This window comes from Mesorhizobium sp. Root695, assembly GCF_001428185.1.
In the GTDB taxonomy this organism is placed as follows: domain Bacteria; phylum Pseudomonadota; class Alphaproteobacteria; order Rhizobiales; family Rhizobiaceae; genus Mesorhizobium.
In genome coordinates, this window is record NZ_LMHO01000019.1 from 1 (window position 1) to 13,695 (window position 13,695).

Sequence of the window (13,695 nt, forward strand, 5' to 3'; positions counted from 1 at the left end):
GGCGATGAGATAACGGCTGGCGAAGTCGGTGATGGTCAGCGGATAGCAATAGCGCCGATCGGCGAGCATGAACTCGCCCTTGTAGTCGGCGCACCACAGGGTCCGTTCCGGACACATAGGTTACGGTTCATACCGGAGACATGGTGTAGTGCACCCCTTGGGTGAGACACCAATCAGGGACAGTTCTGCGGCCAAGGGGGCCTGGCGCAATCGCGTTGGGCCGGCTTCGTATTCATCCGGCGCATGACTGACGTTTTGTGATGTCGGCGTTTTCGTGATGTCGGCTTTTGGCCGCGCCACGAGATGTCGCGGATGGAGGTTAGGCCACGCCCCAAAATAAGGCAGCCAGATTGATCATCTACCCAGCAAGTTCTTCTCGACTGTCTTGAGGTGACCAAGCATCGCCGTCTTCGCGCCTTCCGGATCGCGATGGAACAACGCCTCCAAAATCACCTGATGTTCCCGGCAATACACCTGACGTCGCTCTTCCGAAAATGAGCGCTTCTTCATTTCAAACCAGGGTGACTGGTTGCGAATGGCACGCATGAGATTGTGGATCTCTTTCAGGAAGTCATTGCGGCAGCAGGCAAACACTCGGTGATGGAATTCGGCATCCCAATGCTCGAACTCGGGCATCTCCATGGCATCGCATGCGGTCTGGTGTGCTTCGCGGACGGCATTCAGTTCGGTTGCGCTGGCATTGGTCGCGGCAAAGGCAGCCGCTGCCGGTTCGAGTAGCTGCCTGATCTCCATCATGTCGGCGGGGCTAGTGCCTTCCATCCGTGCGACCATCGATGCGATCGATGTCGGATTGGTTGCGGTCAGAAAGGTGCCGCGCCCGACATGCCGCACGACCGTTCCGTCGTTCTCAAGGAAGCCGACGGCCCGGCGCACGGTGTTGCGCGCGACGCCGAATTCGACCGCGAGGTCGCGCTCGGGCGGCATGCGGCCGTCCTCGAGCCACTCGCCGGAGGAAATCCGTTTCTTGAGCATTGTGGCGATATCGTTGGCGACGAGTTTCGGCATTCGTTGAGAACTTTTATCTGATCCAATGTTGAACCAATATTATCAAGCGATTGCCGGCTGGTCCAGTGTTCAGACGAGAAACAGGCGCCGTATGCGCATGTTTTGTTGGATTGTGAGCCGAACCCCACTTGAAGCGTGAACCAATCGGCGATAGCGTGTAGCGAAAGAGCCAGTATTGGTTCATAAAAGGTTCAGGGAGGAATCGGATGCGGGTCGCGACATTTTCGATCGCCGGCGAACGTCGCCTAGGTATTGTCGATCTCGATGCCCAGATCATCGCTCCTTTCGATTTTGCCGTCGATCAGGCCAAGGCCGGCATTCTGGCACTGATCGAGCGCAACGGCGCTGGCGTGCCGCGCACCCTGTCACCGATCCCGCTGGCGCAGGTGGAAATCGAGGCGCCGATTCCGCAGCCGCGCCGCAACATCTTCTGCGTCGGCAAGAACTATCATGAGCACGCGCACGAGTTTGCCCGCAGCGGCTTCGATTCCAGCGCCGGCGCCGGCGCGATCCCTAAACACCCGATTATCTTTTCCAAGGTGCCCGAATCGGTCGTCGCCAACCATGCCAGCGTGCTGATCGATTCCTCGGTCTCGACGGCCATCGACTACGAGGCGGAGCTTGCCGTCATCATCGGCAAGGGCGGGCGCGGCATCGCCAAGGAAAACGCGCTCGATCACGTCTGGGGCTACACGATTGTCAACGACGTCACCGCCCGCGACCTGCAAGGCAAATACAGCCAGTGGTTGATCGGCAAGTCACAGGATACGTTCTGCCCGATGGGCCCCTGGGCTGTGACCAAGGATGAACTCGATCTGGCGACCGCCGGCATCCGCTGTTTCGTCAACGAGGATCTGCGCCAGGACTCCAGGATCTCGCTGCTGATCTTCGACATCCCGACCATCATCGCGACGCTCTCGCAAGGCATCACGCTGAAGCCCGGCGACATCATCGCCACCGGCACGCCGGTCGGCGTCGGAATCGGCTTTGATCCGCCGAAATATCTCAAGGCCGGCGACGTAGTGCGCATCGAGATCGACGGCATTGGCACGCTGGAAAACCGCTTCGTGGAGTATGCGCAATGACGACCGTGACGGTTGGCCAGGTCGTCGCGGAGGTTGTCGGCGAGGGTGCGGCCGTGGTGATGATCCATGGCCTCGGCGGCACGTCCAACATGTTCCAGCCGCAGATGGCGGCACTTTCTAGCTATCGCGTCATCCGGCTCGACCTGCCGGGCTCCGGCCGGTCGCCGCGCCCGATCGAGTCGCTGACCATCGAAGGGATGAGTGAGGCAGTCATCCGCACCATGGCCGGCATGGGGGTCGCATCCGCGCATTTCGTCGGCCATTCGATGGGCACCATCATCTGTCAGCAGATTGCGGCAACGCAGCCCGCGCTGGTCACCTCGCTGACGCTGTTTGGCGCGCTGGCGGAACCGGCCGAGGCGACGAGGCAAAGCCTCGCCAACCGGGCGCGGCTGGCGCGCTCGGGCGGCATTGCCGATATCGCCGACCAGATCGTCGCCAACGCGATCTCGGCGCACACCAGGGAGACTTCGCCGGCCGCCGTCGCCTTCGTGCGGGAATCGATCACCCGCCAGGACCCGGAATCCTATGCCCGCACCTGCGAGGCGCTGGCCAAGGCGACCTCGGTCGATGCGCGGCGGATCTCGGCGCCGACATTGCTCGTCACCGGCGATGCCGACACGGTCAATCCGGCGGGTGTCGGCCAGGCGCTTGCCGACAGGATCAAGGGCGCCGTATTCTCCTCACTGGATCGGTGCGGGCACTGGGCCACGGTGGAAAGCCCGCGCGACAGCAGCCAGAAGCTCGCCGATTTTTTGAGACGGGTTGATAGGTGAGGATTTCAGATCGGGCGTAGAACTGCGCGCTCGGCAAGTTGGGAGGCTTGTGATGGCAGACGACAGCTGGAACGGCAACGGTTCGGGCAGCACGCTGTTCACCAATGTGCGCGTGCTCGACGCGTCAGGTGAATATCCATATACCGGTGAGGTGCTGGTTCAGGGCAACCGCATCAAGCAGATCACCAAGGGCTCGTCGCGCTTCGGCTCGTCTTCGTCCTCATCCTACAGCGGCGGTGCAGCAGGGGGTGTCACGACCATCGACGGCATGGGCGCGACGCTGATGCCGGGCATGATCGACGCGCATCTGCATTTGTCGTGGAACAACGCACCCGGCATCGACCCCATCCAGATGATGGAGATCGAAGAACATATGCTGGTCACCATGGAGATGGCCAAGCTGGTGCTCGACGCCGGCTTCACCGCCGGCCGCGGTGCCGCCGCCGCCAAGCCGCGTCTCGACGTCGTCGCGAAAAAATTCATCAACCAGGGCCGCTTCCCAGGGCCGCGCTATCTTGCGGCGGGGCCGGAAATCACCACGGTCGGCGGTCTCGGCGATTCCTCGCCCTCCCATATCCCGCATGAAGGCCTCAATCTCGGCATCGTCGTCTCCGGCCCCGAGGAAATTCGCCGCACCGTGCGCCAACTGATCAAATACGGCGTCGATTCCATCAAGCTCAACCTGTCAGGCGAGAGCATCACCGGCATGGGCGCCGAGGAAACGCCGATGTCGGAAGAGGAGGTCGCCATGGCGGCTTCCGAGGCGCGCTGCCGCAACAAGGTGCTGTCGGCGCATGCGCGCTCGTCCGGCTCGGTCAAACAGTGCATCCGCCACGGCATCCAGAACATCTACCACGCCTCCTTCGCCGACGAGGAAGCGCTCGATATGCTCGAGGCCGTCAAGGACAAGCATTTCGTCGCCCCCGGCATCGCCTGGCTGATCAACACCGCGCGCCATGCCGAGCAGTGGGGCATCAAGCCCGGCTCGCCGCTTTCGCTCGAATATGAGCGCGAGCTGGAAATGTGCATCGAGACGATGAAGAAGATGCATAGGCGCGGCATCCGCGTCTGCATCGGCGGCGACTACGGCTTTGCATGGACGCCGCAAGGCACCAACGCCAAGGACATCCAGACCTTCGTCGAGATGCTCGGCTTCTCGCCGATGGAGGCCATCCAGGCCGGCACCAAATATGGCGGTCAGATCATGAACATGGGCGACGAACTCGGCATGATCAAGGAAGGTTACCTCGCCGACCTCCTGCTGATCGACGGCGATCCGATTTCCGACGTGCGCATCCTGCAGGACAAGAACCGCATCCTCGCCATCATGAAGGACGGCAAGTTCCACAAGGCGCCGCGCATGAACGAGCAGCGTCGGCGGCTGACTGCATGAGCCTGCTCGAGCAGCCTTCCTCGTCGTCGCTTTCGGCCGGCGGCATGACACGCCGGCAGGCCTGGGGCCTCGTCGGCCTGGTTGCCGCCGCTGTCATGGTGTGGCTGGTCTTCGCCGTCTGGCCGGATTGGCTGAACGCGATCTTGATCTCGAAGAAGGCCTTCGTCAGCGCAATCCTCAATGGCATCACGCTGGCCGGCCTGTATTTCCTCGTCGCCAGCGGCTTCACGCTGATCTTCGGCCTGATGCGCAACGTCAATCTGGCGCATGGCTCGCTCTATCTGCTCGGCGCCTATATCGGCTACGAGGTCACCAACCACACCGGCTACTGGCTGCTCGGTGTCGCCGCCGGCTTCGCCGTGCTGGCGATCATCGGCGTCGTCATGCAGGTTTTCGTGTTCCGCCGCCTCGAAGGCGATGACCTGCGCCAGACCTTGGTCAGCATCGGTATCTCGATCGTCGCCGCCGACCTGATGTTGGCTGTGTGGGCCGGCGGCACCTACCAGATCACCACGCCGGAATGGCTCGACGGCGCCTTGACCCTGCCAATCATCACCGCGGTGCGCTCAAACGGTGTATCGGTCTTCCTTACCTATCCGCTCTATCGCGTGGTCGTGCTGGCGGCGGCGATCGTCATCGGCGTCGGGCTTTGGCTGATGCTGCACCGGACCCGCGTCGGCATGATGATCCGCGCCGGCGTCGACGATCGCGCCATGCTGCAGGCTTCCGGCGTCAACGTGCATGCGGTGTTCGCCGTCGTCTTTGCTGTCGGCGCCGGCCTTGCCGGCTTCGCCGGTGTCGTCGGCGGTTCGGCGCTGTCCGTCGCACCCGGCGAGGATGTCCGCTACCTCCTGGCGTCGCTGGTCGTGGTCATCGTCGGCGGCATGGGCTCGATCACGGGTGCCGCCATCGGCGCGCTGCTGATTGGCCTCGCCGAGCAGATCGGCCTCGTCTATTTCCCGACCTACGGCATCGTGCTGACCTTCGTCATCATGGTGGTCACGCTGGCGGTCCGGCCACAAGGCATCATGGGGAAGGCCCGATGAGCCTTGCTACTACCGCCAACGTGACGCCGCAGCAGAACTGGCTGGAGAGGCTGGGGGCCGGTCACATCATCCTGGCCATCGCGTTGGTCCTCTATCCATTGGTGGCCTCGGATTTCTTCCTGACGCAGATCGGCGGCTATTCCCTGATCTTCGGCATGTTGGGTCTGTCGTTGATGCTGCTCGCCGGCTACGGCGGCATGGTCAGCCTGGCGCAGATCACGGTCGCTGGCATCGCAGCCTATGCCATCGCCATCCTCGGAAACAACAATTCCAACATCCTCGGCTTCGGCTGGCCGTGGTGGCTCGCGGTGCCGTTCGCGGTTCTTGCGGCGGCACTGGCCTCGGCGCTGATCGGCTGGATCTCGGTGCGCACCGAGGGCATCTACACAATCATGATCACGCTGGCGATCGCCACCGCGACCTATTATTTCGCCCAGCAGAACTACGCCATCTTCAACGGGCATTCCGGCTATACGGGCATTCGCGCTCCGGCATTCTGGGGCATCGGCTGGCGTGACGCCCGGCCTTTCTACTACCTTTGCCTTGGTCTGGCGGTGTTGTCCTACGCAGCCGTGCTCTACGGCTCGCGCTCGACCTTCGGCATGACCTTGCAGGCGATCCGCGACAACCCGCGCCGCATGCGTGCGCTCGGATATCACGTCACCGCGCACAAGGTCTTCGCCTGGCTGCTGGCGGGCGTTATCGCCGGACTGGCAGGCGTGCTGCTGGTCTGGTTCAACGGCCGCGTCTCGCCCGGCACCATCGGTGTCGACGCCGCGATCGACGTGCTGATCATTGCCGTCATCGGCGGCCTGCGCCATCCGATCGGGCCATTCCTCGGCGCGGTCGTCGTCGTCCTGATGCAGACTTTCGCCATCGACATCGTCGGCGCCGAGCGTTTCAACACGCTGATCGGCATGGTGTTCCTGGTGATCGTCTTCGTCTCACCGGATGGAATTCTTGGGTTGTGGGGGAGGATCAAGCCACATCTTGCCCAGGAGTCCTTGCGTCCCGGCCAATAGCAACCGGGATGGAATGAACCACTGCAAAACGAAATCAACGGGAGGAAAATCATGAGGATGCATAGACGCACATTGCTGGCCCTGGCGGTGTTCACCGGGCTGACCGCACCGTCGATGGCGCTGGCTGCCGACGACACCATCAAGATCGGCCTGCTTGCGACCTTCGAGGGACCGTTCACGGTGCTCGGCGAGGACGGCGAGCGCGGCGCCATGACCGCGGTTGCCGAGATGAACGGAACGGTCGCCGGCAAGAAGGTCGAGATCGTCAAGGGCTCGTCCGATGCCTCGCCCGACAGCGCCGTTCGCGCCGCGCGCAAGCTGGTCGAACAGGACGGCGTCAAGGTGTTGGTCGGCCCGCTTTCGGGGGACGAAGGCATCGCCGTCAAGGACTACGCCAAGACGCAGCCGAACGTGACCTTCATCAATGGCACCTCGGCCGCGCAGGATACCACGTTGCGCGATCCGGCGGAGAATTTCTTCCGCTTCTCAACTGATGGCGCGCAGTGGATGGCCGGCCTCGGCACCTATGCCTTCAACGACAAGGGCTACAAGAAGGTCGCCACCGTCGCCGAAGACTATTCCTTTCCCTACACGCAGGTGTTCGGCTTCATGGCCGAGTTCTGCAAGGCCGGCGGCCATGTTCCGTCGAAGTCCTGGGTGCCGATCGGCAACAAGGACTTTTCTTCGGTCATCGCTGCCATCCCGGAAGACGTCGATGCGATCTACGTCGCGCTCGGCGGCGCCGACGCCGTCAACTTCCTGACCCAGTACCAGCAGGGTGGCGGCTCCGCACCGCTGATCGGCGGCTCGATCACCGTCGACCAGACGGTGCTGACCTCGAAGGGCAAGCTGCGCGATGTGCTGAAAGGCACGCCGTCGGCCGGGCCGACCGCAGACACCAATGACGCGCCGGCATGGAAGACGTTTGTCGAGGCCTACAAAAAGCAACCGGGGGCCTTTCCCTCGCCGTCACTCTTCGCCCACGGCTACTATGTCGACATGAAGGCGACGCTGCTCGGTCTCGATCAGGTCGGCGGGGATGTCTCCGACGGCGGCAAGAAGCTGCGCGATGCGCTGTCGAAGCTGTCCTTCGACACGCCGACCGGCAAGGTGTCGCTCGACAAGAACCGCAACGCGATTGCCGACATCTTCCTGACTGAGGTCACCGAAGGTGCCGACGGCAATCTCATGAACAAGCTGGTCAAGGTGGTGCCGCAGGTCAACCAGACGCTCGGCATTCCCGAAGACGAGTTCATGAAGCTCGGCGCGGTCAACCGCGACAATCCGAGCTGCCCGTAACAAACGGACTTCGAGTGCAGTCGCCAGTGACCGAAAGCTTCGCAGCAACCCGTCTCCAGAGTTCCGGCGCCTATGCGCTGGAGCTCGATGGCGTGGCGCGGCATTTCGGAGCACTGGTGGCCCTCTCGGGCATCAATATGAGGATCGCGGCCGGGGAACGGCGCGCGGTCCTCGGCTCCAATGGCGCCGGCAAGACGACGCTGTTCAACGCCGTGACCGGCGATTTCCTGCCGACGGCAGGACGCATCCGCTTCTTCGGCGAGGACATCACCGACCTGCCGCCGCATGAACGCATCCGGCGCGGGCTGCGGCGCACCTATCAGATTTCGCAATTGTTCAAGGGCCTGTCGGTCCTCGATTCGATCTTTCTCGCTTGCCGCGGCGTCTCGCGCCGCCGGTTTTCGCTGCTGCGTCCCGCCGCATCAGACGTCAACATGGTGCAGGCGGAATCGATCCTGAACGCCGTGCATCTCGAAGCCTACCGCGACACGCTGGTGGCGACGCTGAGCCACGGCCAGCAACGCCAACTGGAAATCGCACTCGCATTGGCTGGAGCGCCGCGCTTCATCCTGTTCGACGAGCCGGCGGCCGGTCTTTCGCCGACAGAGCGCCGCGACCTCGTCGCCATCCTCAACGCGCTGCCGAAACACATCGGCTACATCATCATCGAGCATGATCTCGATGTCGCGCTGCGTGTTTCGGAATATGTCTCGATGATGCACAATGGCCGCCTGTTCAAGGAAGGCACCCCGCAAGAGATCGAGGCCGATCCCGAGGTCCAGGAAATCTATCTCGGGGGCAAGCATGGCTGAGCGCCCAATTTCTTCCCGCCAAAGTTCTGGCAAGATAGCCAAGGCAATCCTGCGGATAGAAGACCTGCAGGTCTTCTACGGCGAGAGCCATGCGCTGCAGGGCGTTTCGCTGACGCTGGAAAGCGGCGTGCTTTCCGTGGTCGGCCGCAACGGCATGGGCAAGTCGACGCTGTGCAACACCATCGTCGGGCTGAAGCGCGCGCGTTCCGGTTCCATTCGTATCGACGGCCGCGAGATCTCGGCGCTCGAACCGCACGAGATCCATCGCCTCGGCGTTGGCTATGTGCCGCAGGGCCGTCGCGTCTGGCCTAGCCTGACGGTCGACGAGCATCTGCGGCTTGCCGCCGGCAACAGGCGCGATGCCAGTTGGACCGTCGAGCGTGTCTATCAGACCTTTCCGCGCCTGGCCGAGCGCCGCGGCAATGGCGGCTCGCAGTTGTCGGGTGGCGAACAGCAGATGCTGGCGATCTCGCGCGCGCTGCTCAGCGACCCGAAGCTGCTGGTCATGGACGAACCGACCGAAGGCCTGGCGCCGATCATCGTCGAGCAAGTCGAGCAGATGCTGATCAACCTCGCCGCCGAAGGCGAGATGGCGGTGCTTGTCATCGAGCAGAATATCGGCGTGGCGACCGCGGTGTCGAACCAGGTCGCCATCATGGTCAATGGCCGCATCAACCGACTGATGGATGCAAAGGCGCTCGCCGCCGACCGCGAGTTACAGCAGCGTCTCCTTGGCGTCGGCCGCCATGCCGAGGAAGCGCCGATCACGCCGGCGGACGCGGCGCAGGCCAGGGAACAACTGGCGGAGGTCTATCGCGTTGATCGCACTGGCGCCGGCTCGACCGAGCCAATGCCGCAGAACGGCATGTATCGCCCGGTTACCAACTTGCCCAACCGCTGGAACGTGCCGGTCACTGAGATGCGGCAGGCGGCGGTCGACAAGGCAGCACCTCAGGACGATCTGAAGAAGGTTTTCGCCATCCCCTTTGCCGAGCGCATCGGCCGGACCGTGCTTGTCGCCGGCACCTTCGACACCAAGGGCAAGGAACTGCGCTTCGTCGCCGACCGGCTGAAGTCGCTGGGCATTCCGGTGCGCACCGTTGATCTCTCGACATCGGGAAAACCGACCAGCGCCGATGTGCCCGCCATGCAGGTGGCCGGCATGCACGCGCGCGGTTCGTCCGCCGTCTTCACCAATGATCGCGGCGGCTCGGTCAGTGCCATGGCGGAAGCCTTCGCGCGCTGGATCGAGCGCGAGCCGCGTATCGGCGGCGTCATCTCGGCCGGTGGCTCCGGCGGCACCACGCTGGCAACGGCGGGCATGCGTGTGCTGCCTGTCGGCATACCCAAGCTGATGGTGTCGACGGTGGCGGCCGGCGATGTCGCCAAATATGTCGGCGGCGCCGACATCATGATGTTCCATTCGGTCGCCGATGTGCAGGGGCTGAACTCGATCACCGAACAGGTGCTATCCAACGCCGCGCACGCCATGGCCGGCATGGTCGCGCAACTGCCCAATGCCGAGGCGTGGGAAGCAAGACGCAAGCTGGCGCGGCCGGCTCTCGGCATCACCATGTTCGGCGTCACCACACCGGCGGTGCAGGCGGTGACCAGACGTCTTGAAGCCGACTATGACTGCCTCGTCTTCCATGCCACGGGCATCGGCGGACGGGCCATGGAAAATCTCGGCGACTCTCGCCTGCTGTCGGCCTTCCTCGACCTGACCACCACGGAAGTGGCCGACATGATCGTCGGCGGCATCTTCCCGGCGACCGAGGATCGTTTCGGCGCGGCGATCCGCACCGGGCTGCCTTATGTGGGCTCGACCGGCGCGCTGGACATGGTCAATTTCGGCCCGCGCGACAGCGTGCCGGAGAAATTCCGCAGCCGCAAATTCGTCATCCACAATCCGAACGTCACCCTGATGCGCACCACGCGCGACGAGAACCGCGCCTTTGGCGAATGGATCGGCGCGCGGCTCAACGCCATGAATGGCCCGGTGCGGTTCCTGCTGCCCGAAGGCGGAGTGTCAATGCTCGATGCGCCCGGTCAAGCCTTTCACGATCCTGAAGCTGACAACGTCCTGTTCGAGGCGATCGAGAAAACCGTTCGCCAGACTCCGTTGCGCCATGTCGAGCGGGTGCGGGCGCACATCAACGATACGCCTTTCGTCGATGCGGTAATCAATGCGTTCCACGCGATCACGCCGAAACTGCAGAGGCGGGCATGAAGAATTGGACTTCGCCACCGTGCGGGTGGATGTTTGAAAATACTGCCGGTCGCCCCGTGCCGACCGGATTGTCTTGGGGAGGATAGATCATGGACGCGCAAACCTTTGGCGCATTCCTGTTGTGGCTGATCATTGCCGCGGTCGTCGTGGTGATCGCCGTCTATATCTTGCGCTGGCTCTATCGCCGCTCGACCAAGGAGACGGCGTTTGTCCGCACCGGCTTCATGGGGGAGAAGGTGGTGGTGAATGGCGGCGCCTTCGTCATTCCGGTGCTGCACGAGATCACCCCGGTCAATATGAATGTGTTGCGCATCGAAGTGCGCCGCGAGGACGGTTTTGCGCTGATCACCAAAAACCGCATGCGCGTCGATCTGATCGCCGAGTTCTTCGTCCGCGTCGGCGCCAGCCGCGAGCTGGTCGCCGCTGCCGCGCAGACGCTGGGCCGCCGCACGCTGCAGCCCGACAGTTTGCGCGAACTGCTGGAAGGCAAGTTTGCCGGCGCCCTGCGCACGGTCGCGGCCCAGATGACGCTGGAAGAGATGCACGAACTGCGCGGCGACTACGCCGCCAAAGTGCGCAGCCTTGCTTCGGAATCGCTCGCCGCCAACGGGCTCGAGTTGGAAAGCGTCGCCATCGTCGATCTTGACCAGACCAGCCTCGAATATTTCGACCCGTCCAACGCCTTCGACGCGGAGGGCCTGACGCAACTGACGGAATCGATCGAGACCCGGCGCCGGATGCGCAACGAGATCGAGCAGCGCACGCTGGTCGATATCCGTAACCAGAACCTCGACACCCAGCGCAAGGTGCTGGAGATCGACCGCGACAGCGAATATGCCCGCCTCGAACAGGAACGCGAGGTCGAGATCCGCCGTGCCGCGCAACGTTCGGAGCTCGCCATAGAGCGCGCGCTGCGCGACCAGGAATCCGAACAGGCACAGCTTTCGTCGCGCGAAGCCGTAGAGAAGTCGCGCCTCAACCAGGAGCGCAACATCACCGAGGAGCGCATCAAGAGCGAGGAAGATACGCAGCGTCGCGAGATCGCGCGGCGCCGTTCGCTCGACGAGACCGAGATGAAGATGCGTGAAATGACCGAGCGCGAGCAGATTGCGCTTGAACTGTCGCTGGAAAAGGCTCGCATCGAGCGGGAGGGCACGCAGAGCCAGCTCGAGATCGAGCGCAGGAAACTGCTCGAGGTCGCTGAACTGGAGCGCCAGATCGCTCTGGCTGAAAAGGCGCTGGAAGTGACGAAGGCAGAGGCGGAAAAGCGCCGCGCCGAGATCGTCGAGAACCAGGCAACCGAGACGGCGCGGATCGCGCAGGATCGCGCCATCGACGAGGTCAGGATCGCAAGGGAGCGTCACCTCGAAGCGCTGCAGATCGCCAAGCGTCAGGCTTTCGAGGAAGCCGAGATCTCGGCCGGCGAGGAGGTCGAACGCGCCCGTATCACCACCGAGCGCGGCATCGAGGAGGCCCGGCTGATCAAGGATCGCGATATCAGGCAGCTTGGCGTCGACCGAGACCAGAAGATCGAGATCGCCGAAATCCAGAAGGCAATCGACATCGCCAAGAAGACGCAAGAGCGTTCCTCGGCGATCGCGGCCTCGGAGGCGGTTCGCGCCAAGGCTATCCAGGCCGAAGAACAGGCCTTCACTGCCCGCGAGCGTGAGATTGCCGAACGCCGCAAGCTGACCGACCTGATCGGCGCGCAGCGCGAGGCTGAGCGTGACGCCTTGCGCATCGTCTCAGCCGCCGATGCCGAGATGAAGGCGGCGAAGAGCCTCGCAGAAGCACAGAAGATCGCCGCTGTCGCCTCGGCGGAATCGGAGAAGATCCACGCCCTTGCCGCCGCCCAGCGCTACGAAGTCGACGCCGCCGGCCATCGCCAGCTCAACGAGGCCGAGAACCTGCTCTCGAACGAGGCGCGGGCAGGGCGCTTGCGCGGCAAATTGCTCGACCACATGGAAGGCATCATCCGCGAAAGCGTCAAGCCGATGGAGAAGATCGAGGGCATCAAGATCCTGCATGTCGACGGCATCAATGGTGGCAACGGCGGCAACCGCAATGTCACCGACGAAGTCATTGACTCGGCGCTGCGCTACCGGGTGCAGGCGCCGATGATCGACAATCTGATGAAGGAGATCGGCATTGAGGGCGGCTCGCTCGGCCGCATGACCGATGTGCTGCGCGATGCCAAGGACATTTCGAGCCTGACCCGCGACAAGAAGGGCAAGGGAAAGGCCGCCAAGGACGACGATGACGACCGCGATCATTGAGGTGAGGCCGGTATTTCGTCGCGCTTGGTTGGGCCGTGCGAGACGATGTCTTGCGCCTGATCGCGATGCTGCGTCGGTTCGCGATGGTTGCCAAGTGGTTCCCCCACTCCGTCGCTGCTTCGCAGCGCCACCTCTCCCCCCTCCGGAGGGAGAGGAAGGGAGCCCGCCGTGGATGGTTCGCACCCTTCCTCTCCCCCGTCGATCGGGGGAGCTCGACGGAGTGGGGGTCGATCTGGCGCGGCGCGAGACAATGCATACGCGGACTGCCATGCCCATAGCCGGCCCGCAAGCATGACCAAGGTCTATGTATCCTCGGTCATTCCCGCTCCAGCGGCGGAAGTCTGGAAGCTGGTCCGCAACTTCAATGGCTTGCCGGCTTGGGCGCCTTTCGTTGCCGAAAGCCGCATCGAGCAGAACGCGCAGGCCGATCAGATCGGTTGCATCAGAAGTTTCACGCTGAAGGACGGCGGGCGGATTCGTGAAAGGCTGCTGGCCCTGTCGGACTACGATCTGTCCTGCAGCTACGCGATCCTCGAAAGCCCGATGGCGGTGGAGAACTATGTCGCCACCCTGTCATTGACGCCTATCACCGACGGCAACCTGACGCTTGCCGAATGGCAGGCGGAATTCGACTGTGCGCCGGATCGCGAAGCAGCCCTGATGCACCAGATCGGCACCGGCGTGTTCCAGATCGCCTTGACCGCACTGAAAAACCGGTTCGGGCGCTGAC

At 63.3% G+C, this 13,695-nt stretch carries 11 protein-coding genes and 1 pseudogene; 10 read left to right on the forward strand and 2 right to left on the reverse strand.

Going from position 1 to position 13,695, the window contains the following annotated elements; translation table 11 throughout:
* Together ASD99_RS34725 and ASD99_RS17560 are read right to left on the reverse strand one after the other, a co-directional pair.
* Window positions 1-99, reverse strand: a pseudogene (locus tag ASD99_RS34725) (integrase); the annotation flags it as partial.
* Between the two features lie 255 nt (window positions 100-354).
* Complete coding sequence (locus ASD99_RS17560; protein WP_056593484.1) at window positions 355-1,026, reverse strand: FadR/GntR family transcriptional regulator; 672 nt, start codon at window positions 1,024-1,026, stop codon at window positions 355-357.
* 206 nt (window positions 1,027-1,232) lie between these two features.
* Here ASD99_RS17560 and ASD99_RS17565 point away from each other — a divergent pair, with 206 nt between their 5' ends.
* The 10 genes from ASD99_RS17565 to ASD99_RS17610 all read left to right on the forward strand — a co-directional run bounded on the left by ASD99_RS17565 (window position 1,233) and on the right by ASD99_RS17610 (window position 13,694).
* On the forward strand, window positions 1,233-2,111 hold the full coding sequence (locus ASD99_RS17565) for a fumarylacetoacetate hydrolase family protein (protein WP_056593486.1): 879 nt from the start codon (window positions 1,233-1,235) through the stop codon (window positions 2,109-2,111).
* A complete protein-coding gene (locus tag ASD99_RS17570) occupies window positions 2,108-2,887 on the forward strand; it encodes an alpha/beta fold hydrolase (RefSeq protein ID WP_057144410.1) in 780 nt (259 codons plus the stop codon). The genes ASD99_RS17565 and ASD99_RS17570 overlap by 4 nt, the downstream gene beginning before the upstream one ends.
* Window positions 2,888-2,939: 52 nt before the next feature.
* Window positions 2,940-4,280: a metal-dependent hydrolase family protein gene (locus tag ASD99_RS17575; RefSeq protein ID WP_056593490.1), complete on the forward strand. Its 1,341-nt coding sequence runs from the start codon at window positions 2,940-2,942 to the stop codon at window positions 4,278-4,280.
* Window positions 4,277-5,326: a branched-chain amino acid ABC transporter permease gene (locus tag ASD99_RS17580; RefSeq protein WP_156389011.1), complete on the forward strand. Its 1,050-nt coding sequence runs from the start codon at window positions 4,277-4,279 to the stop codon at window positions 5,324-5,326. Before ASD99_RS17575 ends, ASD99_RS17580 begins: the two co-directional genes overlap by 4 nt.
* Window positions 5,323-6,348 (forward strand): branched-chain amino acid ABC transporter permease, encoded by a 1,026-nt coding sequence (locus ASD99_RS17585; RefSeq protein ID WP_056593492.1) that lies wholly within the window; start codon window positions 5,323-5,325, stop codon window positions 6,346-6,348. The genes ASD99_RS17580 and ASD99_RS17585 overlap by 4 nt, the downstream gene beginning before the upstream one ends.
* A gap of 51 nt (window positions 6,349-6,399) precedes the next feature.
* The gene (locus ASD99_RS17590) at window positions 6,400-7,647 is read left to right on the forward strand and encodes an ABC transporter substrate-binding protein (protein WP_056593494.1); all 1,248 of its coding nucleotides are present in this window, start codon (window positions 6,400-6,402) and stop codon (window positions 7,645-7,647) included.
* Window positions 7,648-7,673: 26 nt separating this feature from the next.
* Window positions 7,674-8,459 carry an ABC transporter ATP-binding protein gene (locus tag ASD99_RS17595; RefSeq protein ID WP_057144411.1) on the forward strand — a complete coding sequence of 262 codons (786 nt, stop codon included), beginning with the start codon at window positions 7,674-7,676 and terminating at the stop codon, window positions 8,457-8,459.
* Window positions 8,452-10,689, forward strand: coding sequence for an ABC transporter permease (locus ASD99_RS17600; RefSeq protein WP_057144412.1), 2,238 nt, complete (start codon window positions 8,452-8,454; stop codon window positions 10,687-10,689). The genes ASD99_RS17595 and ASD99_RS17600 overlap by 8 nt, the downstream gene beginning before the upstream one ends.
* An 89-nt stretch (window positions 10,690-10,778) precedes the next feature.
* Window positions 10,779-12,965: a flotillin family protein gene (locus ASD99_RS17605; protein WP_056593497.1), complete on the forward strand. Its 2,187-nt coding sequence runs from the start codon at window positions 10,779-10,781 to the stop codon at window positions 12,963-12,965.
* A gap of 291 nt (window positions 12,966-13,256) precedes the next feature.
* Entirely contained in the window at window positions 13,257-13,694 is a 438-nt protein-coding gene (locus ASD99_RS17610) for an SRPBCC family protein (protein WP_056593498.1), read from the forward strand.
* Window position 13,695: the final 1 nt, after the last annotated feature.